20 protein-coding genes and 2 pseudogenes are annotated in these 22,693 nt (G+C 70.1%); 11 read left to right on the top strand and 11 right to left on the bottom strand.

The features are described 5' to 3' along the window. Nucleotides 1-71 precede the first annotated feature (71 nt). The gene (locus QQY66_RS40270) at nucleotides 72-326 is read left to right on the top strand and encodes a hypothetical protein (protein ID WP_301985339.1); all 255 of its coding nucleotides are present in this window, start codon (nucleotides 72-74) and stop codon (nucleotides 324-326) included. 216 nt (nucleotides 327-542) lie between these two features. Here QQY66_RS40270 and gcl read toward each other — a convergent pair whose 3' ends face one another. Continuing rightward, entirely contained in the window at nucleotides 543-2,327 is a 1,785-nt protein-coding gene (gcl, locus tag QQY66_RS40265; protein ID WP_301985338.1) for a glyoxylate carboligase, read from the bottom strand. 218 nt (nucleotides 2,328-2,545) lie between these two features. Between gcl and QQY66_RS40260 the strand changes: the two genes are divergently transcribed. Next, nucleotides 2,546-3,226: a hypothetical protein gene (locus QQY66_RS40260; RefSeq protein WP_301985337.1), complete on the top strand. Its 681-nt coding sequence runs from the start codon at nucleotides 2,546-2,548 to the stop codon at nucleotides 3,224-3,226. A gap of 125 nt (nucleotides 3,227-3,351) precedes the next feature. Here QQY66_RS40260 and QQY66_RS40255 read toward each other — a convergent pair whose 3' ends face one another. Together QQY66_RS40255 and QQY66_RS40250 are read right to left on the bottom strand one after the other, a co-directional pair. Then, complete coding sequence (locus QQY66_RS40255) at nucleotides 3,352-4,947, bottom strand: AMP-binding protein (protein WP_301985336.1); 1,596 nt, start codon at nucleotides 4,945-4,947, stop codon at nucleotides 3,352-3,354. Beyond that, nucleotides 4,944-6,614: an AMP-binding protein gene (locus QQY66_RS40250; RefSeq protein ID WP_301985335.1), complete on the bottom strand. Its 1,671-nt coding sequence runs from the start codon at nucleotides 6,612-6,614 to the stop codon at nucleotides 4,944-4,946. Before QQY66_RS40250 ends, QQY66_RS40255 begins: the two co-directional genes overlap by 4 nt. A 293-nt stretch (nucleotides 6,615-6,907) precedes the next feature. Between QQY66_RS40250 and QQY66_RS40245 the strand changes: the two genes are divergently transcribed. From QQY66_RS40245 to QQY66_RS40235, 3 genes and pseudogenes are all read left to right on the top strand, one after another. Continuing rightward, entirely contained in the window at nucleotides 6,908-9,718 is a 2,811-nt protein-coding gene (locus tag QQY66_RS40245) for an AAA family ATPase (protein WP_301985333.1), read from the top strand. 201 nt (nucleotides 9,719-9,919) lie between these two features. Next, a complete protein-coding gene (locus QQY66_RS40240) occupies nucleotides 9,920-10,711 on the top strand; it encodes a trypsin-like serine protease (RefSeq protein ID WP_301985332.1) in 792 nt (263 codons plus the stop codon). Nucleotides 10,712-10,847: 136 nt separating this feature from the next. Continuing rightward, a pseudogene (locus QQY66_RS40235) lies at nucleotides 10,848-11,469 on the top strand (LysE family translocator). A 1-nt stretch (nucleotide 11,470) separates the two neighbouring features. Here QQY66_RS40235 and QQY66_RS40230 read toward each other — a convergent pair. After that, a complete protein-coding gene (locus QQY66_RS40230; RefSeq protein WP_301985331.1) occupies nucleotides 11,471-12,583 on the bottom strand; it encodes a winged helix DNA-binding domain-containing protein in 1,113 nt (370 codons plus the stop codon). A 128-nt stretch (nucleotides 12,584-12,711) separates the two neighbouring features. On the opposite strand from QQY66_RS40230, the gene QQY66_RS40225 reads away from it, so the two are divergent. Continuing rightward, nucleotides 12,712-13,893: a magnesium and cobalt transport protein CorA gene (locus QQY66_RS40225; protein ID WP_301985329.1), complete on the top strand. Its 1,182-nt coding sequence runs from the start codon at nucleotides 12,712-12,714 to the stop codon at nucleotides 13,891-13,893. A gap of 41 nt (nucleotides 13,894-13,934) precedes the next feature. Here the strand turns inward: QQY66_RS40225 and QQY66_RS40220 are convergent, their stop codons facing one another. Both QQY66_RS40220 and QQY66_RS40215 read right to left on the bottom strand, forming a co-directional pair. Next, nucleotides 13,935-14,768: a DUF1206 domain-containing protein gene (locus QQY66_RS40220; RefSeq protein ID WP_301985328.1), complete on the bottom strand. Its 834-nt coding sequence runs from the start codon at nucleotides 14,766-14,768 to the stop codon at nucleotides 13,935-13,937. Beyond that, entirely contained in the window at nucleotides 14,765-15,586 is an 822-nt protein-coding gene (locus tag QQY66_RS40215) for a SigB/SigF/SigG family RNA polymerase sigma factor (RefSeq protein ID WP_301985327.1), read from the bottom strand. Before QQY66_RS40215 ends, QQY66_RS40220 begins: the two co-directional genes overlap by 4 nt. A 342-nt stretch (nucleotides 15,587-15,928) precedes the next feature. Here QQY66_RS40215 and QQY66_RS40210 point away from each other — a divergent pair, with 342 nt between their 5' ends. Beyond that, nucleotides 15,929-17,320: a diacylglycerol kinase family protein gene (locus QQY66_RS40210; RefSeq protein WP_301985326.1), complete on the top strand. Its 1,392-nt coding sequence runs from the start codon at nucleotides 15,929-15,931 to the stop codon at nucleotides 17,318-17,320. Nucleotides 17,321-17,505: 185 nt separating this feature from the next. Here QQY66_RS40210 and QQY66_RS40205 read toward each other — a convergent pair whose 3' ends face one another. Both QQY66_RS40205 and QQY66_RS40200 read right to left on the bottom strand, forming a co-directional pair. Continuing rightward, on the bottom strand, nucleotides 17,506-17,997 hold the full coding sequence (locus QQY66_RS40205) for an ANTAR domain-containing protein (RefSeq protein WP_301985325.1): 492 nt from the start codon (nucleotides 17,995-17,997) through the stop codon (nucleotides 17,506-17,508). Beyond that, nucleotides 17,994-18,272, bottom strand: a complete 279-nt coding sequence (locus tag QQY66_RS40200; RefSeq protein WP_301985324.1) for a hypothetical protein — start codon at nucleotides 18,270-18,272, stop codon at nucleotides 17,994-17,996. The genes QQY66_RS40205 and QQY66_RS40200 overlap by 4 nt, the downstream gene beginning before the upstream one ends. A 383-nt stretch (nucleotides 18,273-18,655) precedes the next feature. Here QQY66_RS40200 and QQY66_RS40195 point away from each other — a divergent pair, with 383 nt between their 5' ends. The 3 genes and pseudogenes from QQY66_RS40195 (at nucleotide 18,656) to QQY66_RS40185 (ending at nucleotide 20,017) form a co-directional block, all read left to right on the top strand. Continuing rightward, nucleotides 18,656-18,868, top strand: coding sequence for a hypothetical protein (locus tag QQY66_RS40195; RefSeq protein ID WP_301985323.1), 213 nt, complete (start codon nucleotides 18,656-18,658; stop codon nucleotides 18,866-18,868). A 415-nt stretch (nucleotides 18,869-19,283) separates the two neighbouring features. Next, nucleotides 19,284-19,548, top strand: a pseudogene (locus tag QQY66_RS40190) (hypothetical protein); the annotation flags it as partial. A 31-nt stretch (nucleotides 19,549-19,579) separates the two neighbouring features. After that, on the top strand, nucleotides 19,580-20,017 hold the full coding sequence (locus tag QQY66_RS40185; protein ID WP_301985321.1) for a hypothetical protein: 438 nt from the start codon (nucleotides 19,580-19,582) through the stop codon (nucleotides 20,015-20,017). 558 nt (nucleotides 20,018-20,575) lie between these two features. Here the strand turns inward: QQY66_RS40185 and QQY66_RS40180 are convergent. Next, entirely contained in the window at nucleotides 20,576-20,998 is a 423-nt protein-coding gene (locus QQY66_RS40180) for a hypothetical protein (protein ID WP_301985320.1), read from the bottom strand. Nucleotides 20,999-21,140: 142 nt separating this feature from the next. Then, nucleotides 21,141-21,461, bottom strand: coding sequence for a three-helix bundle dimerization domain-containing protein (locus tag QQY66_RS40175; protein WP_301985319.1), 321 nt, complete (start codon nucleotides 21,459-21,461; stop codon nucleotides 21,141-21,143). 268 nt (nucleotides 21,462-21,729) lie between these two features. On the opposite strand from QQY66_RS40175, the gene QQY66_RS40170 reads away from it, so the two are divergent. After that, entirely contained in the window at nucleotides 21,730-21,912 is a 183-nt protein-coding gene (locus QQY66_RS40170; protein ID WP_301985318.1) for a hypothetical protein, read from the top strand. Nucleotides 21,913-22,075: 163 nt separating this feature from the next. Here the strand turns inward: QQY66_RS40170 and QQY66_RS40165 are convergent, their stop codons facing one another. Next, a complete protein-coding gene (locus tag QQY66_RS40165) occupies nucleotides 22,076-22,501 on the bottom strand; it encodes an Asp23/Gls24 family envelope stress response protein (RefSeq protein ID WP_301987654.1) in 426 nt (141 codons plus the stop codon). Between the last annotated feature and the right edge of the window lie 192 nt (nucleotides 22,502-22,693).

Raw genomic sequence — 22,693 nt, 5'->3', positions numbered from 1 at the left:
ACGGTCCCGTATCCGGCGCTCTTCGGTGTTCCCGGGGTGCGGAACCATCGCGTCCGCAGCAGCCTGAAGACATGGCACATCCAACGGAGCATCCGCACATCGTGGTGCATCCGCCGGCCCTGGACGGCTCCCGGCGGGTCACCTCGGGCGACGAGACACTGGGGATCGCCACGCACGAGGACGACGTGAGCGAGATCCTGCGGCTGGCCGATCTGTATGTCACGGACCTCGCGGAGAGCGACTTCATCGAGTGGCAGGGCGGCGGCCCCGACGACTGGCCGGGCCTGTCGGAACACCACGAGCACCACAAGCACCACGAGCAGTGAGCCCACGTACGCCAGCGGTCGTACACGGTCTACGGAACCCTCAGATCATGCTCTGAACAGCGTGCCGCGAGGCATCAACCGCCCTCTCGGAGGGGCACATTGATGTCATGCCAGGGCCCGCCGGCACGGGGGCGGCGGGCCCGTAGCGGCCCAGTGAGCACACGAAAAGGGGCGGTCCAGCCTTCCGGCTGGACCGCCCCTCTCGCGCTCGCGGTGTCAGACCTTCAGCGTCTTGATCGACGTCGGCGCATGGCCCGGCTCGGTCGCCAGTTCCTCGAACTCCACCACGTTGCCGATGTCGTTCGTGGTCGACATGGAGATGTTGGTGACCCGCTCCAGGATCGCCTCGACGACCACCGGCACCTGGAACTCGGCGGCGAGCTTCTTGGCCTTCTCCAGGGCCGCGCCCAGTTCGTTCGGGTCGGTCACCCGGATCGCCTTGCAGCCCAGGCCCTCGGCGACCTTGACGTGGTCGACGCCGTAGACGCCGATCTCGGGCGAGTTGATGTTCTCAAACTCCAGGTTGACCTGGAAGTCGATCTCGAACGCCCGCTGCGCCTGACGGATCAGGCCCAGGTAGGAGTTGTTGACCAGGACATGGACGTACGGGATCTTGTGCTGCGCCCCGACGGCCAGCTCCTCGATCATGAACTGGAAGTCGTAGTCGCCGGAGAGCGCCACGACCTGTGCCTCCGGGTCGGCCTTGGCGACGCCGAGCGCGGCCGGGACGGTCCAGCCGAGGGGGCCCGCCTGGCCGCAGTTGATCCAGTGCCGCGGCCGGTAGACGTGCAGCATCTGGGCGCCGGCGATCTGCGAGAGGCCGATCGTGGAGACGTACCGGGTCTCGGGGCCGAAGGCCTTGTTCATCTCCTCGTAGACACGCTGCGGCTTGATCGGGATGTCGTCGAAGTGCGTACGGCGCTGGAGGGTGGCCTTCTTCTCCTGCGCCGAGGCCGCCCACGCCGAGCGGTCAGGCAGCTTCCCGGCCGCCTTCGACTCCCGTGCCACCTCGACGAACAGCTCCAGCGCGGCCTTCGCGTCCGACGCGATGCCGTAGTCCGCCGCGAAGATCTTGCCGATCTGGGTGGGCTCGATGTCCACGTGGACGAACTTCCGGCCGGCCGTGTAGACGTCCAGTTTGCCGGTGTGGCGGTTGGCCCAGCGGTTGCCGATACCGAGGACGAAGTCGGACTCCAGGAAGGTCGCGTTGCCGTAGCGGTGCGAGGTCTGCAGGCCGACCATGCCGGCGTTCAGCTCGTGGTCGTCGGGCAGGACGCCCCAGCCCATGAGGGTGGGGACGACCGGAGTGCCGGTCAACTCGGCGAATTCGACGAGGAGTTCGGCGGCGTCGGCGTTGATGACACCACCGCCGGCCACGATCAGCGGGCGCTCGGCGGCGTTCAGCATGCCGATCGCCTTCTCGATCTGGGCGCGGGAGGCGGCGGGCTTGTAGACCGGGAGGGGCTGGTACGTGTCCGGGTCGAACTCGATCTCCGTCAGCTGGACGTCGATCGGCAGGTCGATGAGGACCGGGCCGGGGCGGCCGGACCGCATGAGGTGGAAGGCCTGCTGGAAGACGCCGGGGACCTGCGCGGCCTCCAGGACGGTGACGGCCATCTTGGTGACCGGCTTGGCGATCGAGGCGATGTCGACGGCCTGGAAGTCCTCCTTGTGGATCACGGCGGTCGGGGCCTGGCCCGTGATGCACAGGATCGGGATGGAGTCACCGATGGCGGAGTACAGGCCGGTGATCATGTCGGTGCCGGCGGGGCCGGACGTACCGATGCAGACGCCGATGTTGCCGGGGTGGGTCCGGGTGTAGCCCTCCGCCATGTGCGAGGCGCCCTCGACATGCCGGGCGAGGGTGTGCTGGATGCCGCCGGAGGCCTTGAGCGCCGCGTAGAACGGGTTGATCGCCGCGCCCGGGACACCGAACGCGTTGCTGACGCCCTCGCGCTTGAGGATCTCGACTGCCGCGCGGGCAGCGGTCATACGAGCCATTGAGTACTCCTGCTTCGGCTGTCGGTTCGCACTCCCGTCGCGCCCCGCGGTGAGTACTTCCGTGTAGCTTCCGTATAGTGGAATTAGTTTTCTACTATCTGGAATCAATGTAGGCGGGGCGGGGAAGGGCAGTCAAGAGACGGACAAGCAGGCGTTCTCTGGAGGACGATGGCCTCGCTGTCCCGGTGTGCGGTCGTGATCTCGTCCTGGAGTGGGCCATGTCCGAGAGCGTGTCGGTACGCTGCCCCGCCTGTCGGCGCGAGCAGCTCTACTCGGCGCCGCCGTTTCCGTGTGCGTGCGGGGCGCCGGTGCTCCCGCCGCTCGATCCGGCGGGGACCGCGACGGCCGTCACCCACCAGGTCTGGGACGAGCAGTGGGTCACCGTGCGCTGCGCTGCGTGCGGCCGCAGCGACCAGTGGCCGCGGCCGCAGCTGGGCTGTCCCTGCGGGACGCTGCTGCGGGTCCCGGTGGCGCGGGCGGATGCCGAGGGCGCGGTGGCCGAGCCCGCGCCGCCCGCCCCCCGCCGCGCCTTCACGCCGGTGACCATCCGCACGGCCCGCGACGCGGTCACCGCCGCGGCCCTGTATCTGCGCTGGCTCGGCTACCAGGACATCCGCCGCGCGGACCAGCGGCCCCCGTCCGGCATCGGCCTGGCCGCCCGCGGCCTGCTGGCCCAGGTCGACCCGACCGTGCGCCCGGCCTCACTCCGCGATGTGGAGTGCCTGTGGCTGACGGCCATGACGGAGTCCGCCGACTGCGTCTACTTCTCCCTCGCCGGCTACGCCACGGACGCCCGCACCCGCGCCGACGACCTGGGCGTCCCCCTGTTCGTCCTCGACCTCACCGGCACCCCGCAGCCGGTCAACAGCCTCGCGGACGACCTGGACGCGGGGGCCTAAGCGCTCCGCGGGAAGTGCGGCGATTGGCCGTCGAGCGTCTGCGGGCCCGTCGTGGCTGGTCGCGCCCACGCGGCGGAGCCGCATATTGACACAGCCCCGCGCCCCTTCGGGGCGCTTCCGAACCGTCAGAGCGCCCGTGCGGCCTCCTCCCGCAGCTCGATCTTGCGTACCTTTCCGGAGACGGTCATCGGGAAGGACTCCAGGATTCGCAGCCGGCTCGGGATCTTGTAGTGGGCCAGCCGTCCGTCGCAGAAGGACCGCAGCTCCTCCAGGGTCGGCGGGTCGGCCGGGTCACGTGCGATGACGCAGGCGAGGACCTCCTCGCCGTAGCGCTCGTGCGGTACGCCGACCACCTGGACGTCCGCGATCTTCGGATGGGCGTAGAGGAACTCCTCGATCTCGCGCGGGTAGATGTTCTCGCCGCCCCGGATGATCATGTCCTTGATGCGGCCGACGATCTCGACATAGCCGTCCTCGCGCATCACGGCGAGGTCGCCGGTGTGCATCCAGCGGGCGGCGTCGATGGACTCGGCGGTCTTCTCGGGTTCGTTCCAGTAGCCGAGCATCACGCTGTAGCCGCGGGTGCACAACTCGCCCGGGACGCCCCGGGGTTGTGTCACTCCGCTCACCGGGTCGACGATCTTGACCTCGATGTGCGGCAGCACCCGGCCGACCGTGCCGGTGCGGTGTTCCAGGTCGTCGTCGCGCCGGGTCTGCGTGGAGACCGGCGAGGTCTCCGTCATGCCGTAGCAGATCGACACCTCGGCCATGTGCATCTCGGTGACCACCCGTTTCATCACCTCCACCGGGCAGGGCGAGCCCGCCATGATCCCGGTGCGCAGCGACGACAGGTCGTACGTGGCGAAGTCCGGGTGGTTCAACTCCGCGATGAACATGGTCGGTACGCCGTACAGCGAGGTGCACCGCTCCTGCTGCACTGCCTCCAGGGTGGCTTTCGGGTCGAAGGACGGGGCCGGGACGACGATGCATGCCCCGTGCGAGGTGGCCGCCAGATTGCCCATGACCATGCCGAAGCAGTGGTAGAAGGGCACGGGGATGCAGATCCGGTCCTGCTCGGTGTACGCGATCGACTCACCGACGAAGTAGCCGTTGTTGAGGATGTTGTGATGGGACAGCGTGGCTCCCTTCGGGAAGCCCGTCGTGCCCGAGGTGTACTGGATGTTGATGGGGTCGTCGCAGGACAGTTCCTCGTACGCGGCAGGCGTTCCCCGTGCGATCAGCGCCTCCCAGCTCGGGTCACCGATGAACACCGTCTCCCTCAACCGCGGGCACCGGCCCCGCACTTGCTCGACCATCGCCCGGTAGTCGCTCGTCTTGTGACCGAGGGAGGCGAACAGCAGGGAGACGCCGGCCTGGTTGAGGACGTACTCGACCTCGTGCGTGCGGTAGGCCGGGTTGATGTTCACCATGATCGCGCCGATGCGGGCGGTGGCGTACTGGACCAGGACCCATTCGGGGCAGTTGACCGCCCAGATGCCCACCCGGTCACCCTTGGCGACCCCGCTCGCCAGCAGCGCGTACGCCAACTCGTCGACGTCCGCGGCGAATCGGGTGTAGGTCCAGCGCCGCCCGGACGGGACGTCGACCAGCGCCTCACGGTCCGGCCACGCGGCGACCGCGCGGTCCAGGCTGGCGCCGATCGTGTCGCCGAGCAGCGGTGTGTCGCCGGTCCCATGGGTGTACGAACTCGACGAGCTCACCGGAAGTCCTCCTCGCGGTACTCGGCGTCCGAGCCGGCGGCGGTGGCCTCGCGCAGTTCGATGCGGCGGATCTTGCCGGAGACGGTCTTGGGCAGCGGTGCGAACTCCAGGCGGCGCACGCGCTTGTACGGCGCCAGGACCTCCCGCGAGTGCTCGAACAGCACCTTGGCCGTGTCGGGACCCGGCTCCCAGCCCGCCGCCAGGACGACGTACGCCTTCGGCACCGCGAGGCGCAGCTCGTCCGGTGCGGGCACGACGGCGGCCTCGGCGACCGCCTCGTGCTCCAGCAGGGCGCTCTCCAGCTCGAACGGGGAGATCTTGTAGTCGCTGGCCTTGAACACGTCGTCCGCTCGGCCGACGTACGTGATGTAGCCGTCGGCGTCCCGGGAGCCGATGTCTCCGGTGCGGTAGTAGCCGTCGACCATCGCCTCCGCCGTACGCTCCGGGTCGCCGTGGTAGCCGGTCATCAGGCCGACCGGGCGGGCCGAGAGGTCGAGGGCGATCTCGCCCTCCGCGGCGCCGGGTGCGCCGGAGGCCGGGTCGAGGAGGTCGACGCGGAAGCCGGGGCTGGGGCGGCCCATGGAGCCGGTCTTCAAGGGCTGGCCGGGGCTGTTGGAGACCTGGACGGCGGTCTCGGTCTGGCCGAAGCCGTCGCGGATGGTCACGCCCCAGGCCCGCCGGACCTGCTCGATGACCTCGGGGTTCAGGGGCTCCCCCGCCGCCACGGCCTCGCGCGGCGGGGTGCGCAGCTGGGTCAGGTCGGCCTGGATGAGCATGCGCCACACGGTCGGCGGCGCGCAGAAAGTGGTCACGCCCGCCCGGTCCATCTCCGCCATCAGCCGGGTCGCGTCGAAGCGGGTGTAGTTGTGCAGGAAGACGGTCGCCTCCGCGTTCCAGGGCGCGAACAGATTGGACCAGGCGTGCTTGGCCCAGCCCGGGGAGGAGATGTTGAGGTGTACGTCGCCGGGCTTGAGGCCGATCCAGTACATGGTGGCGAGGTGCCCGATCGGGTAGGAGGCGTGGGTGTGCTCGACGAGCTTGGGGCGGGCCGTCGTACCGGAGGTGAAGTAGAGCATCAGCGGGTCGTCGGCGCGGGTCGGGCCGTCGGGTGTGAAGTCGGCGGGGGCTTCGTACGCCTCCTCGTACGACAGCCAGCCCGCGGGCGCGTCGCCGACCGCGATGCGGGTGTAGTCGCCGGGCACCTCGGCGAACTTGGCCGTGTCCTCGGGGCGCACGATCACCTGCCGGACCCGGCCGCGCTCGACACGGTCCCGCAGGTCGGCGGGGCCGAGCAGCGGGGTGGCCGGGATGACGACGGCCCGCAGCTTCATCGCGGCCAGCGCGGTGATCCACAGCTCCGCCTGGTTGCCGAGCATGACGAGGATCCGGTCCCCGGCACGGACGCCCTGCCCGCGCAGCCAGTTGGCGAACTGGTCGGAGCGCACGGACATCTCACCGAAGGACAGCCGGACCTCGCCGCCGTCCTCCTCGACGATGTGCAGCGCGGTCCGGGCGTTGCCGTGTGCGATGGCGTCGAACCAGTCGAGCGCCCAGTTGAAGTGGTCCGGCCGGGGCCAGCTGAAGCCCTCGTACGCGGCGGCGTAGTCCTCGCGGTGCTCCAGCAGGAAGTCCCGTGCCCTGCGGAACTCCTCCGTCGGCGTCGTCATCCGTCCTCCCAGCTTTTTGGTCGATCGCCTGCGGGGCGCTCCCGCTCGTGACCGGAACCCGGCCGGACGGCTCCCCGACCTGCTCAGGTCTGCCTACCCCTGCCGGGACGCCACTGTCACGCGCCTGGACCGAGCCCGCCGCGACAACCCACTATTCATTCACTCGTGCTTTGAATTTCCCCATGCTCCACACCCGATGATCACCTCTGTTATTTCCCTCACCTCGTCACACGTCCGAATTTCAAAGACCCGTTGCCTAATATTGGCCCGGACACGACACACGGAGGGGAGCGGTGACCGTGCGACGGGACTTCAAGGAGCCTGCCAGATGCCGCCCCGACCTGGTCATCGGCCGGGAGGAGCAGGTCGCTCAGGCGCGTGAGCAACTCGGCCGGGGCGGCAGCGTGCTGCTCCACGGTCCCGCCGGAATAGGAAAGTCGACACTTCTGCGGGCGTTGGCCGCGCAATATGCCGAAGCGGCACGGACCGTGTTGCGCTGCTCGGCCACCGAGTCCGAATCCCATCTCCCCTTCCTCGCCCTGGCCGACCTGCTCGGACTCGCCCTGGACGAGGTGTCCGACCAGCTGCCCGCCGCCCAGCGCACCGCCCTGGAGTCGGCGCTCACCGGCCGCGGCGAGTCCACCCTCCAGCGCGACGGACTCGCGCTGCGCCTGGCGGTGCTGTCCGCGCTGCGCGCGCTCGCCGCCGCGGGTCCCGTCCTGATCGTTGCCGACGACCTGCAGTGGCTGGACCCGGCCAGCGCCGAACTCCTCGGCTTCGCCGCCCGCCGCCTCGGCGACACCCCGGTGCGGATGCTGTGCGCGGTGCGGACCGAGGGCCAGGAGTACGACCGTCATCTACGCGCGTCCCCACCGGACACCCTTGCGGTCCGCCTCAACCCGCTCTCCCGCACCCAGGTCTCCGAACTCCTCGACCACCGCGGCTACACCGGCCTGTCCCGGTCCACGGTCCGCGAGATCCACCGCACCAGCGGCGGCAACCCGCTGTTCGCCCTCGAACTGGGCCGCGCGCTCGCCGAGAGCCCCGCCCGCCCCCGGCCCGGCGAGCCACTGCCGGTGCCGACCTCGCTGCGGGCCCTCGTCCTCAGCCGGCTGGAGAACCTCTCCGACGAGGTCCGCCACACCCTGCTCGTGGCCAGCGCGGGCGCTCGCCCCACGCTGGCCCTGCTGCACGCGGCCGGCCGCGAGAACGCCGAGGCCGAGACCGCCCAGGCGGCCACGCTGGGCCTGCTGGCGACCGAGTCCGAGGGTCCGGCCGTACGGTTCGCGCATCCGCTGATCTCGGCCGCGCTGTATGCGGAGGCTGCCGCGCAGGAGCGGCGGGCCGCGCATGTCGCGCTGTCCACCGCGGCCTCCGATCCGATCGAGCGGGCCCGGCATCTGGCCCTGGCGACGACCGGCACCGACCCGGAGGTGGCGGCCCGGCTCGCTCAGGCCGCGACCCTGGCCCGGGACCGGGGCGCGCCGTCCGTGGCCGCCTCCCTCGGGCTGCTCGCGGCCCGGCACACCCCGGCGGACGGCGAGCCGACCCCGGAGGTGCTGCGCCTGCAGGCCGCCGAGGACGCGATCACCGCCGGGGACCTGGACCTCGCCCGGGACATCGCCCGGGAGGTGCTCAGCCGGACGACCGTGCCCGAGGACCGGGTACGGGCCTGGATCATCGTGATCGACACGGCGGGCCACGCCATGACCGAGGTCGACTCGGTCTTCCCGCAGGCCCTCGCCGACGCGGGCGACGACCCGAAACTGCTCGCCCTGATCCACTACCAGCTCGCCTGGCGGGGCCTGCTGGTGGAGGGCGACTTCGACGAGGCCCGCCGGGCGGCGGCGTACTCGGCGAAGCTGGCCGAGCGGGCCGGCGACCGGTACACCGAGCTGATGGCGCTCTCCTTCCAGGCCCAGATCGAGACCCTCATGGGCCACACGAACGCCCCCGCGACCATCCGGCGCGCACTGACGGAACCTCAGGACCCGCGGGTGGCCTGCCATCACAACGGGGCCGGCTACTCCCGGTTCCGCTGGCTGATCATGAGCGATCAGCTGGCCGAGGCGCGGGCGACGGTCACCGCGCTGCTGCGCGAGGTGCGGCGGCGCGGCTCCGTCGAGAGCGAGGTGCACTTCCTGCGCGGGGTGGCCGAGACCGAACTGCGGTCCGGGCACTGCGGCCGTGCGCTTGACCTGGCCCGGGAGGGTCTGCGGCTGGCCCGGGACAGCGGGATCGGCGAGGTGGCCTCCGCCGTCCTCACCTCGATCGCGGAGGCCTCGGGCGGCGAGGTGGACCGGGCGCTGGCACTGGCCAGGGAAGCGGTCGAGCACGCCGAGGAGGGCGGCGACCAGGTGTACATCTCCCGGGCCTTGGCCGCCCTCGGGTACGCCCAGCTGGTCGCCGGGGACGCACCCGAGGCGGTCCGCTCGCTGCGGCGGGTGCGGGAACTGGAGCAGGGGCTCGGCATCACCGACCCGGCGCGTGGCCGCTGGCACGGCGACCTCGCCGAGGCACTGGTGCGGATCGGCGAGCCGGCCGAGGCGCAGGTCCTCATCGACGTCACCCGAGAACAGGCGATGCGGCTCGGCCGCGAGAGCGTGCTCGCCGTACTGGACCGGGCGGAGGCGCTGGTACGGGCGTCACGCGGTGAACACGACGCCGCCGTCGCCCAGTTGACGTCGGTCCAGGACCGGCTCGCCAAGCTGGGCTACGGCCTGGAGGAGGCCCGCACCGCGTTCGTACTGGCCTCGCTGCGCACCGGGCGGCCCGGTCCGACGTCGTACGACGAGGCGGCTCGGCTGTTCCGCCGGTGCCGGGCGCTGCCGTGGCTGCGGCAGGTGGACGCGGCGGCGGACGCGGGTCCGCCGGAGCCCGCCGCGCCGCCGCCGGTCGCGCTCGACGGGCTGGAGGGCCTCGCCTCGATGGAGCGTCAGGTCGCCGCGCTCGTCATGGAGGGCGCGACGAACCGGGAGATCGCCGGGCATCTGTTCATCAGCGTCAAGACGGTCGAGGCGACCCTGACCCGGGTCTACCGCAAGCTGGGGATCCGTTCGCGCGTGGATATCGTCCGACTGGCGGCAGGACGCCGCGCGAAGTGAGACCGGTGCGGGTTTACTGGGCGCCACCGAGGGTTTTCCCTCCCCAACTCCCTTAGGGGGTTCCCTCATTGGGAGGAGGCTGGGCGCCCGCCTAGCGTATGGCCATGCCGCTCGCCCGGGCATACGGGGGTCGGTCCCGAGACCCCCGTGCAACCCCCCACACCCGTGCGACCCCCCACCGGCAACCTCTTGAGGAGACTCATGTTCGGGCTCACCCGTGCCACGAAGACCGCCGCCGTCGTCGCGGCGACCGCTGCCGCCGCCGCGACCGCGCTGCTGACGGCCCCCACCGCGGTCGCCGCCCCGCAGCCCATCGTGGGCGGTACGACGACCACGACGACGGCGTACCCGTTCATGATGCAGATCACGGACGCTGCGGAGGACCAGTTCTGCGGCGGCACGCTCGTCTCGGCCACCAAGGTCGTCACCGCGGCCCACTGCATGGCCGGCGAGAGCGCCGGCAACGTCAGAGTCGTCGGCGGCCGCACCTACCTCAACGGCACGAACGGCACGGTCAGCCGGGTCACCGACATCTGGGTCGACCCCGACTACACCGACACCACCAACGGCGACGACGTGGCGGTGCTGACCCTGGCCACCTCGATGCCGTACACGACCGCCCCGTATGTCTCCGCCGACGACACCGGCGTGTACGCGACGGGCGCCACGGCCCGCATCCTCGGCTGGGGCACCACCTCCGCGGGCGGCAGCTCCTCCAACCAGCTGCGGACGGCCACGGTCCCGATCGTGTCCGACGCCGACTGCGGCAGTTCCTACGGTTCGGACTTCGTCCAGTCCGACATGGTTTGCGCCGGTCATGAAGACGGCGGCGTCGACACCTGCCAGGGCGACAGCGGCGGTCCCCTGCTCATCGGGGGCGTCCTGGCAGGCATCACTTCCTGGGGCGAGGGCTGCGCGGCAGCCGGTTACCCGGGTGTCTACACCCGGCTGACCACGTTCTCGGACGAGGTCACGGAGCAGATCGACTCGTGACCCGGCAGTTCTCCTGAGCAACCCCTCAGGTGAAAGACCAGGGGGCGTTGCGGGCTTCCACGAGCAGCCCGCAACGCCCCCTATCCATGTCCGACCGCCCCGGGTTTGAATGGCCGCCTCTACGGAGGTGATGGTCATGGTGTCCGCCGACCGGCTGCTGGCCTTCGCGGCGATGTCGCTGCTGGTGGTCCTGATCCCGGGTCACGGCGTGCTGTTCGTCATCGGACGTGCGCTGGCCCACGGCCGCCGCACCGCGGTGGCGACGGCGATCGGCAACGTCTTCGGCTCCTACCTCCTGGTGGTTGCGGTCGCGGTGGGCATCGGCTCACTGGTCGAGCGGTCCGTGACGTTCTATCTCGCGGTCAAGCTGGCGGGCGCGGTGTACCTGGTGTTCCTGGGCGTGCAGGCGTTCCGGCACCGCAAGGAGCTACGGGTGACGGCGACCGGGCCGGCCTCCGCACGCCCGGCCCGCGGGGACCTCCGTACGGTCCTCGACGGCTCCCTGGTCGGCGTCACCAATCCCAAGGGTGTCGTGTTCTTCGCCGCCGTACTCCCCCAGTTCGTGGACCACGCCGCGGGTCAAGTCCCCTTGCAGATGCTGGTGTTGGGCCTGATCCCGATCGTGATCGGCCTGGTCACGGACACCCTGTGGGGCCTGACCGCGTCGGCGGCCCGCACCTGGTTCGCCCGTTCGGACCGGCGGCTGCACGATGATCGGGCTGGGTGTGACGGTGGCGGTGACGGGCCGGGCGGACTGACTCACGATTCCGGGATCACGGTCCCGAAGCGGATGTCGTACGCCGCGTCCTGATGCATCGTCTGGAGCATCCGCGCTCCCTCTTCCGTCACCTCGCCGCGCTGGGCCTTGGTGAGCTTGCCGAAGGGCTCGATGACGAGGGCGCCGTCGAGGATCCGCCACACGCCCGCGAGGAAGCCGTCGACGAGGAACGGGCAGTAGACCGTGTTCACCTGCCAGGTACGGCCCCGGACCGGGGGCGGCACCACCCGGGTGCGGTCGGCATGGGAGAGAAGCAGATTGTCGAACTCGGGCAGGAAGCGGGGCGGGGCCGGGGTGTCCGGGTCGGGGCGGGGGGCGTCGGGGAGGTCGAAGAGTTCGACGCCGCCTGCGTCCCGGAAGGTGACCAGCTGAGGGCGGAGGCGTTCGAAGGCGGGGCGCATCCGGGTCAGACCGCACCAGGTCTGCATGTCCTTCACGGAGGCCGGCCCGAAGGCGGCGAGATAGCGCAGAACCGTGGCGTCGGCGGAGGCGGCGGGCTCGGCGGGACGCCCCAGCCAGTGCTCGACGCTGGTCAGGGAGACCTGGGCGCTCCTGCCCCACATTCCGCGCGGGGTGACCTGGACGAGGGGCAGCTTGCAGCGGGCGGCGACGGCCAGGGACTGCGGGTCGGCGTCCGGCCACTCGACGCTCAGCGCCTCACGCAGCTGCTTCATCGTGCGCGGCCCGTCCTCCACGAGCTCGCGGGCGAGCACGGCGAGCCGGTCCAGGTCGACACCGACGAGACCCTTGCGGAAGTAGTTGATCTCCCGGTCCCGGGCGGGCTGCACCAGCGGGCGCAGGGCGAGGCTGTCGTCGGCGGTGTGCAGATGGATCGTCGAGCGCATGGTGACGATACGCACCACCTCACGGCGCTCCAGCAGCCGGGACAGCTCCTCGGGCGTGAAGCCGTCGAGCCGGGCGGCGAGCGCGTAGTACGGCGGTTTGACCTCCTGGGCCTGGAGGCCGACGAGGTGCTCCACGGCCGCCCGCACGGTCAGTGGCGAGCGGCGCAGCAGGAGCTGCCGGTCGAGGGTCGCGCGGTTGAGGGCGCGGATGCCGAGCACGGGGGCCGTCGCGGACGTCGTCTTCGTCATGCTCCGCACGCTAGCGCCGCTTGCGGACACCTTCCGTCCGCAACTCTCACCTGACCCCGTACCACCCGCCCGCCCCGATGCCGTATGCCCCGTATATCCTGCTCCGTGATCAACCGCTCCGCTTGAGCATGACGAGCAGGGACCAGCAGGGAGGTGCCGCCATCGCCGCGAAGAACTCCAGGAAGTCCGTCTGGCGCCGCGCCCTGAACCACAACCACCAGCCGCCGTCACCCGAGACAGAGCACGAGCCCGCCCCGGCCTCTTCGGCATCGGCGGACACTCCCGAACCGGCCAGCGTCGTCCAGGCCGTCCTCTACCAGGACGGCGTCCGCGTCTCCTCCCCCGCCACCCTCGCCGAGACCTTCCGCGAGCTGCGCGAGAAGCCGGCCGGCATGGCATGGATCGGCCTCGCCCGCCCCACCGAGAGCGAACTCCTCTCCCTCGCCGCCGAGTTCGACCTCCATCCCCTCTCGGTCGAGGACGCGATGGAGGCCCACCAGCGCCCGAAACTGGAGCGCTACGGCGAGACGCTCTTCGTCGTGCTGCGGGCGGCCAGGTATCTCGACGCGCCGGAGGAGGTCGACTTCGGCGAGCTGCATGTGTTCGTCGGCCCCGACTTCGTGATCACGGTCCGCCATGGCGCGGCACCGGACCTGTCGGCGGTCCGCCACCGCATGGAGGAGTCACCGGACCTGCTGAAGCTGGGCCCGGAGGCGGTTCTCTACGCCATCCTGGACGCGGTGGTCGACGGCTATGTGCCCGTCGTCTCCGGCGTCCAGAACGACATCGACGAGATCGAGACGGAAGTCTTCAGCGGCGACCCCGAAGTGTCCCGCCGCATCTACGAACTCTCCCGCGAAATGGTCGAGTTCCAGCGCGCCACCCGCCCGCTCGTCGGCATGCTGCACGGCCTGATGGCCGGCTTCGCCAAATACGGCACGGACGAGGAACTCCAGCGCTACCTCCGCGACGTCGCCGACCACGTCACCCACACCAGCGAACGCGTCGACGGCTTCCGCCAGGCCCTCACGGAGATCCTCACCGTGAACACGACCCTGGTCACCCAGCAACAGAACGCGGAGATGCGGGCGTTGGCGGAGGCGGGCTTCGAGCAGAACGAGGAGATCAAGAAGATCTCGTCGTGGGCGGCGATCCTCTTCGCTCCGACACTGGTCGGGACGATCTACGGGATGAACTTCGAGCACATGCCGGAGTTGCACTGGGTGTTCGGATATCCCTTCGCGGTCGGCTTGATGGGCGTGGTGTGCGTCAGCTTGTACCTGATTTTCAAGCGGAAAGACTGGCTCTAGGGTCGACCGACACCTACGCAAGCGGCGTGCAAGTCAAGCGCTCACAGGCGGCGCCAGCGAGCCGAGGCGAAGGAGAAGACGCCGAAGAGAACCAGCCCGATCGCGACGCCGACCAGGAGCCACGGCCCCACCGGTGTCTGCGTGAAGCTGCGGAGCGTCGCGTCCACGCCCTTGGCCTCGTCCGGGTCGAAGCGGACGGCTGCCACCAGGATGAAGATCCCAGCCGCGGCGAACACCACACCACGTGCCACGCCTCCGCCCACGCCCAGAGCGGTGACGACCTGCTTCGTACGATGGCTCATGGCGCCGGTGTCCAGCTGCCGAAGGAAGCGCCGCATGGCCGCCCGGACGGCGAGTACCGCGCCGATACCGATCAGGAGGCAGCCCGCGCCACCCACCAGCGCCCGGCCGTACGGCAGTTTGAGCGCCGACGCCGTCCAGTCCTGCGACTGCGCATTGCCGCTGGAGCCCTGCCCGCCCCCGGCGGCGTACGCCGCCGTGGCCCAGCAGATGGCGGCGTAGAAGACCGCCCGCCCGCCGTCAAGGACTCGTGAGGCGGCCTTGTGGCGGGGCCCCCTGCCAAGCGCGCGGGCGCCCCGCCACAACGCCATGCAGCCGAAGCCGACGGCCATCGCCCACAGCATCGCCTTCCCGAAGGGCTGCGCCGCGACCTGGGCCAGCGCACCCTGGCGGTCCGCCGACTCGCCGCCGCTGCCGAGGGCGATCCGGACGGCCAGTACGCCGATCAGGACGTACACCACCCCACGTGCCGCAAAGCCCGCCCGCCCCGCTGCGGTCAGTGTCTGCTGCTCCGCGGAGTTCCTTGTCCGGAGCCCGGCAGTCCGGTGCCGCCCGTGCACCCGGGACGTCGTCACGATGCCCTCCTCAGATCGCGGTCCGCCATCACCTGGTCGCGCAGGCGTGCGCAGGTGCGGGTGATCAGACGGGAGACGTGCATCTGGGAGACACCGAGCTGCAGGCCGATGCGGGCCTGCGTCATCTCGCAGAAGAACCTCATGTACAAGATCTGCCGTTCGCGTTCGGGCAGTGCCCGCAGCAGGGGGCGGAGCGCCTCGCGGTTGATCACCCGGTCGAAGCCCGGCTCGACGTCGCCGAGGGTGTCGGTCAGCTGGTGACTGTCCCCGGTGCGGCTGGGCACGGTGTCCAAGGACCGGGCGGTGAAGCTCTCCAGCGCCCCCTGACCCAGCCGAACCTCAGCCTCGGTCAGACCGCTGTGTGAGGCGATCTCGTGGACCGAGGGTTCGCGGCCGTTGAGCGAGGCCCACTCACTGCCGGCGGAACGGGCCCGGGCGCCCAACTCCTGCACGCGCCGCGGTACATGGACGCCCCAGAGTTCGTCACGGAAGTGCCGCTTCACCTCGCCGAGGATCGTCGGTATGGCAAAGCTCGGGAAGGCGGTGCCGCGGCTGGGGTCGAAGCGGGCCACCGCCTTGACCAGGCCCAGTTGGGCGACCTGCCCGAGGTCCTCGAAAGTCTCACCGCGATGGCGGAAGCGCCGGGCGAGCCGTACGGCCATCGGCATCCAGGCGCACACCACCTCCTGCCGCAGCGCGGACCTCTCCGGGCCGTCCGGCAGGGCGGCGATACGGAGGAACGCGGCTTCGGTGTCCGGTGCGTCGTGGTAGGGGCGGTCACTTCGCCGATTCTGCGGGCGTTCGTACGTCACGGACATGTGTCTCCCTGATCGGTGGCGTCACTGATCGTGGGAGCCGGCAGACCGCAGCACACTGGGGAGCGGCGACAGTTGCTCCCACGGGCGTGCCTCCGGTCTGAAGCACAGCGAGCGAGTTCCCGGACAACCCCCTTTCAAACAAGGTCTCCGCAGCCCATCTGCGGCAATCCGTCGGGGACCGCGCACGCACAGAACGTGGTGGGCGCGGTAGCGGACTCAAGAGGGCCCGGCCGATGTCCGATCCGCAATCCGATGGTCAACGAACAACGGGGCACGGGCCGTTGGCCGATTCGTGAGTGCGGGTGGCCGCGTGTTCGGCATCGCCGAGGGTACCCAGTCGGCATGAGACACCTCCGCGCGCTCGATGCACGGCTCTTCGCACGCGTCGCCTCTGCCCACCCCATGCTGCCGTGGCTGACCGGCGCGGCCGTCATGGGTCTGTCCGGCAATCGCGGTGCACGCCGTGCCGCACTGCGCGCAGCCGGCTCCCTGGCCCTGGCCTCCGCCGCCGTCAGTATCGCCTCCAAGTCGGCCTCCAGCCACCGCCTTCTGCCGCGGCCCGCCACCCGGGTGGTGCCGTCCGGGCACGCGGCAGCCGTCGCCGCTTTCGTCACCGCCGCCACGTTGGAGTCACCTCGGCTGGGGGCCGCTCTCCTACCCCTCGCTACAGCGGCCACCTCCTTCCGCGCCCGCACCGCCACACCTTCCACCGGTGGTGTCCTCGCGGGCGTGGCCCTCGGGATCGGCATCGCGGCGGCGACCTGCCGCTGGTGGCCGCTGCGCGTGGACGAACCGGCCGAAGCGGCCCGGCCGAACGTCCCGGTCCCCGCGCTACCCGCAGGCCTGGGACTGATCGCGGTCGTCAACAGCGACGCGGGAGGCGACACGCCGGCCGAAGCCGAACTGCGGATCCTCTTGCCGATGACGGACATTCGGCTGTGCGAGAGCGGTGTCGACCTGCACCTGGTGCTCGACCGAGCCGCCAAGGACGTACTCACCCGCGGGGGCGCGCTCGGGGTCGTGGGTGGTGACGGGACGGTCAACGCGGCAGCGGTCAGGGCCACCGAGAGCGGACTGCCACTGGCCGTGTTCCCCGGCGGCACCCTCAACCACTTCGCCGCCGACCTGGGACTGGCGACCCTGAAGGCCACTGCCGACGCCGTGGAGGCGGGCTGCGGTGGAGCCGTCGATCTCGGCCGTGTCACGACCGAGGGCAGTGCCGACGGTGACTCCAGCACGTACTTCCTGAACACCTTCAGCATCGGCGTCTACCCCGAACTCGTCCGGGCCCGGGAGGCCCGCGAGGCACGCCTGGGCAAGTGGCCCGCCCTCGCCGTCGGCCTGCTCCGCGTCCTCGCCGACGGCACGCCCCGCAAAGTCACCATCGACGGGCGGCACCGCCGACTGTGGCTGCTCTTCGCCGGCAACAGCCGTTACGACCCACCCGGTTTCGCCCCCTCCTACCGCCGCAGCCTCAATGACGGACTCCTCGACATCCGCGCCGTCAACGGCAGCCATCCCTTCGCCCGCACACGGCTCGTCGCGGCCTTCCTCACGGGCACCCTCGCGCGCTCCCGCGTCTACCAGGCCACCACCGTGACCCGGCTGCGCATCGACGGCGTGGGAGAGGAGGGGGACTACACCCGTGACGGCGAGGTGAGCCCGGCCGCCGACACCCTCCTCCTCGACAAGTCGGTGCGTGCGCTCACTGTCTACCTGCCACCGCCGCAGTGACGCCACCGGCGAGGTCGGCGCTCTTCGAGCGTTCTGCCTGCTCAACGGCTTTGCGGTCAGGGCCGCAGCAACATCCCGGAGCTTGATGTTGCAGTTCTCACTGGAACACGGTGCCAGGGCCGTCACCATGGCAGACATCCCGTCCGCAGGCGGTCAGCGCCATTCCCGGACGTCGGCTGCGTGAATCATGCCCTTCCCCTTCCGGACGACTCATCGGCCGGTGGGGAGTCGCCGCACCCCCGGTCTTCCGCGTAAAGCTGCCGCAGCGCACGCCGCAGCGCCCGCTGCATCAGCCGCGAGAGCGGCTCCCCCTCCCAGGCGGCGACCACGGCCGCGGCCACCTCCGGAAGTTTGCTGTTGCACTGCCGCGAGATATCCACGAGGAGTTTCCTGGCCGGCCCACGGCGGCAGGGGGCCAGGACCATCACCATGCCGCAGGCCTGGTCGATGACCATACGGCCGGCCAGTGCCCGCCGCAGCTGATCATTCTCGGCGCGCAGTGCGACGACGTCCTGACCGGCCGCATTCTCCGCCCAGGCTTCAGCCGTCAGATCCCACCAATTCTCTGGGAGCACGGTTGTGCGATGCATGGCATCTGCCTCTCCACGATTTTCGCGCGTCCGGTTTGGCTGAAGCCGCCCCGGAATCTCTGGATGTCGGGCAACTTCATCGGTCACCTGCGGCGTCCATGGTCCCGACGGTCCTCGCGCCTCCAGCGCGCCCGGTGCCGACGGCTGTAACGACGATTCCAGCGGTCCTGAGAATCCCGGCGGTTCTCGTAGTCCCGGTAGCCCCCGAGATCGGACCCGTCGTCACGGATCCAGCCTCCCCCGCGATCGCGGCCGTGCCGGGTGGCGCCGAAGACCAACACGGCCGCGGCCACCCACCAGAGGGGGCTGATGAAGCCGAGGCCGAACAAGACCACGATCAGGATGAGAAGCAGAACGAACACGGCGGGCCTCCCCGGAGCGGAACAAAGCATCACTGCCGGGGGCCGGGGCCAGTACCAACAGCGTAGCCCTGCCCCGAGGTTGCGGACAGCGACCCACGTCAGCGTCTTCCGCCGGGACCAGATGGCCACTTGACATCTGTCCAGGGAGCGCGGCGAAGGTTAGCGTGTGCGGTACGGCCCGAGCCCCCGGCAGCGTCGAACACCTCTCGCGCTCCTTCGAGGGCGCACCTTGCGCATCAGTGCCGGACCCCGTCCCGCCCTCAGCGGGCCGCTCCGGCACTCGCCGTCGCTGAGCGATCCCGGCTCAGCCTCGATGCGCCCCATGCGGGCACCATCCATCGGCTGCCCGCCATGTCGCACGTATCCACCGACAGGCGATACACATGTACGCGCTGATCGTTCCCGCTTCGACCCCCTTCGTCCTGCTCGCCACCGTGATGGGCTTGTCCTGGTGGGAGGACCACGTCCTGCCGACGCCGTCGGCCGAGCCGCTCGAAGCCCCCGCCGAGGCTCCGTTTGTCCCAGCGACCCCTGCCCAGCTCGCAGAAATCCCCCGTGTCGACACTGTGTTGACAAGGGAAGTCGTCGGGCGTTGACTGACAGCACGGCGTAGGGCTATGCCACTCCGGATCACACGGGCGACGCATTCCACCTTCCCGCTTCGCCCGGACCCCGCGGAACTCAGGAGCTTCCCGCGATCTGGAGGCCCGGCGATGTCATGGATTCCTCTCCTCCTGCTGATCCTGGTGGTGTTCGGGTTCGGCTTCACCATGCAGACCCTTTGATGGGTCGCCGCCGTACTCCTGGTCGTCTGGATCGTCGGCTTCGCGATGCGCGGACGCAGCAGGCCAACGCGCGGTCAGCCGACAGGAATTGATCGGGACGGTAATGAAGCAGAGCACCCTACGAGCCGAGAGCCAGAGAAGGCAGCCATGCTCACCATCGTGATCACCGCCGTGCTCGTCATCGTGGCGGTCGCCGTCCTGGTCGCCGGACGTGGCAGTACACGGCCGGTGGGCCGGCGTTCAGGAGCAGTTCGTCGACTCGCCGCTCAAGGCAGTCACCGAGGCGGACGCACTCCTCGCACACCTGGCGAAGGACCGGGGCTTCCCCGGTGAGCAGTTCGAGGAGCAGTACCGAGGAAATGCGGGGGGCCATGGTCGAAGCCCGAAGCCTCTTCGAGGCACTGGTCACCGAACAACGGGCCGACCCGGACCAGGACAGCCCGCAGATCCCCAGTCCCCCGACCACCGCGGCCACGCATCGTGGGCACTGAACCGACACCACGCGAAGGGAAGCAGCATCTGATGTCGCACAACGCCGAACACGCACCGCACCCCCCGACCGGAAGCGCGAATCCCGCGACCCCGCGCTCCCCGCAGACACCCCGCACCGAATCCACTGACGCACCGCGTGAGCGCGACACCACCACGGACCGCCCCGGTCGCCCGCCGGGCGCGGAACTGGTCCCGCAGGGCGAACGGGACAAGTTCACCCTGCGCCTCCAACAGGCCCTGAACAACTTCGTCGACAACCCGCACAAGGCGGTGGAGGAGGCCGACGGCGTCTTCGACGACATCGCCACCCAGTTCACCAACACCCTCACCGAACGGCGCCGCGTCCTGCGCGCAAGCTGGCAGGACCAGGAGACCGATACACAGACCGAGGAACTACGGCTCGCGCTCAGGCAATACCGGGAGATCACCGAACGACTGCTGCACATGTCGGCGCCCACCAGTCAGTAACACCGTCCTCCCCGCGGAAACCAATGCCGCCGCAGTCCGACCGGTGCGTACACCCACCGGTCGGACTGCGGCGGCTGCCTTCTGGAGGCGGATGGCTGCCAGGCTCCAGAACTATCAAGGGACATTGATGGAGAATCTCAGAGAAGAAGATCAACGGGCGCCCAGGCGCAAGGTGCTCGACCTGACTCTTGTGCAGGTAGTGGCGAGCGCACTCGCGACGGTGGTGGGCGCGGTGCTGGCGTCCGTGCTGGGGGTGACCGGGACGATCATCGGCGCCGCCGTGATCAGTGCCAGCGCCACGACAGGCGCAGCGGTCTTCTCACATGCTTTCCGGCGAACGGGCGAGGGGATCCGCAGCCGAGTGCCGCCCGTAGGAGCGCCCAGGACGCCGGCCCAGGAGCGGGCGGAACACCGCGCGGACGCCCGGGCGGCGTTCGGTTTACCCGCGGACGCTACGACTGTTGACGCGATGCCGCCCTTCGGGCCCGGTGGTCCGGACGATGAGCACCGCGGGACAACGGCGGCCTCCGCGCCCTCCGAAGCCGAGTCGGTCACCACCTATCGGGGTGGCTCCCTCCGGAGGTCCATCGGCTGGAAGAAGTACGCCCTGGCGACGGGCCTGGTATTCGCCCTGGCGATGGTCACGGTGACCGCGGTCGAGCTGATCATGGGCAAGCCGGTAGCGGCCGTGGTCAAGAATGAGCCGGGCAGGGGAACCTCGGTGGGCGGTGGCACGGCCGGTACCCCCAGTCCCGCCGACAGCCGCACACCCACCCCGGGTGCATCCAGTGGCGCGGCTCCGCAGACGAGCATTTCTGCCTCGCCGGATGAGAGCGCGCCACCCGACACCAGTTCTCGTCCCAGCTCCAATCCCAGCCCCAGCCCCAGCCCCAGTTCCAGTTCCAGTTCCAGTTCCAGTTCCAAGGCTTCGGTGTCGTCCGCGCCGTCCAGCGGTGGCGCCGTGAGCAGTTCCAACGCCACCGCTGATGAGCAGTGACAAGCCGGTCCGGGCCTTGATGGGCAGCCTTGTCGGCGAGCAGAACAGGTAGCCGGTGCCGACGGCACACCCGCCGGCGCCTGACCAGCCATCCAACTGGACGATCGAATTCAACGGGCGCGGCGCCTATGCCGAGCGGGTCAGGGCGACTCGAACCCTTCGCAAGGCCGCGGTAATTGAGTGGCCTCGTATCCCGTCGGAGTGTTCGCGAAGGAGAGGCGTGGCATCGGGGCGTCGCGTGAGTTGTCGCAGCTTGATGCGGCTGCTGTGCTCGACGAGGATCGGCACGTAGTTGCCGATACGAGCGTTGCTGAGCGGCAGATAGCAGTCCTGCACCACATCCCGCACGACCGCGGCCGTCAGCAGGTTGGCGTAGGAGACCGTCAGGCGGTCTGTCAGCTCCTGAATGGTGTCAGGCAACGCATACTCAGCCGTGTTCGCGCCCATGGCGCGCTCCTCACTGTCACGGACGGCCGGCCCGCGGCATCCGATCAGTATCCGGGTGCTCGGCGTCGGCCTGTCCCCTTCCCACACTTGCACGGATCGCGTCCGTGGAACGGCCCACCGGATCTGTTCATCAGCTCGACATCTCGGTTCGGTCGGCCTCCGGCCCCGGAGTCGCACGACTGATCGGCGCAATCCGGGGAAGCCAGCGGGCAGCGGTACAGCCACCGGGATCACGTGTGGCTCGCCGTCCATCGGCAGGAGCAGACAGATGCTGGCATTCGTGGCGGCCGCCCTCTTCGTCATCGCCTTCGTCATCCGCGTCACCGAGACGTCGACAGAGGTGATCTTCAGCCCGACGAGCCTCATGCTTGCCGGGCTTGCTTTCCTCGCTGTGCACTCGGCCGGCGTGGGGTCCGGCCGGTCCTCCCGGGGAAGCGGACGTCGGCGCTGAGCCGGGCGATGGGTTCCATCCCTCTTGTCGGCGGATCCGAACGCGGAGTCGCCACGGATTGCCATCAGCCGGGCCGAGTTGAGCCCGGATCAGGCGATCAGCGCCTCCAGCTGGTGGCCTGGTGGCTGTCCAGATGTCGCGGAAGAGCGATGCCGCGGAGTCTCTAGTGCACCCGGTCCTCGCCGCTCTCCGGCGTGTCCTCGTCCGGAAGGTGCACATCGTTGACGGCGATGTTCACTTCGACGACTTCCAGGCCCGTCATGCGTTCCACCGCCGCGATCACGTTCTCGCGGACTGCCGCGGCGACGTCGGTGATGCTTGTCCCGTATTCGACGACGACCTGGAGGTCGATGGCGGTCTGCTTCTCACCGACCTCGACCTTGACACCGCGCCCAGTACTTGAGCGCCCTCCCGGGACCCGGTCGCGCACCGCGCCCATGGTGCGAGTGAATCCGCCGCCCAGTGCGTTGATTCCCGGGACCTCGCGTGCGGCGATCCCGGCTATTTTCTCCACCACCCCGTCCGCGATGACCGTCCGGCCGCGGGTCCCCGGCGGTTCCTGAGGCCCGGGCCGTGCGGCCTGCAGCATCGTGCCCACGCCGGCGCGGGGCGCATCGGGATAGGCCTTCTGCAGGGTTGAGCTGTTCGGCTCCGTCATGCGAAGCCACCTCCTCGGGCGATGCACGGACTGCCGTAACGGGCGGCCGTCGGTCGCCCCGTTTCCGCGCTGCCTTCCCAGTACCGTGCAGGGCACCCGGATATGCCCGCGCGGCATCACGTC

It is taken from the genome of Streptomyces sp. DG2A-72 (assembly GCF_030499575.1).
Taxonomy (GTDB): Bacteria; Actinomycetota; Actinomycetes; order Streptomycetales; family Streptomycetaceae; genus Streptomyces.
This window is presented reverse-complemented; position numbering and strand designations above follow the sequence as displayed.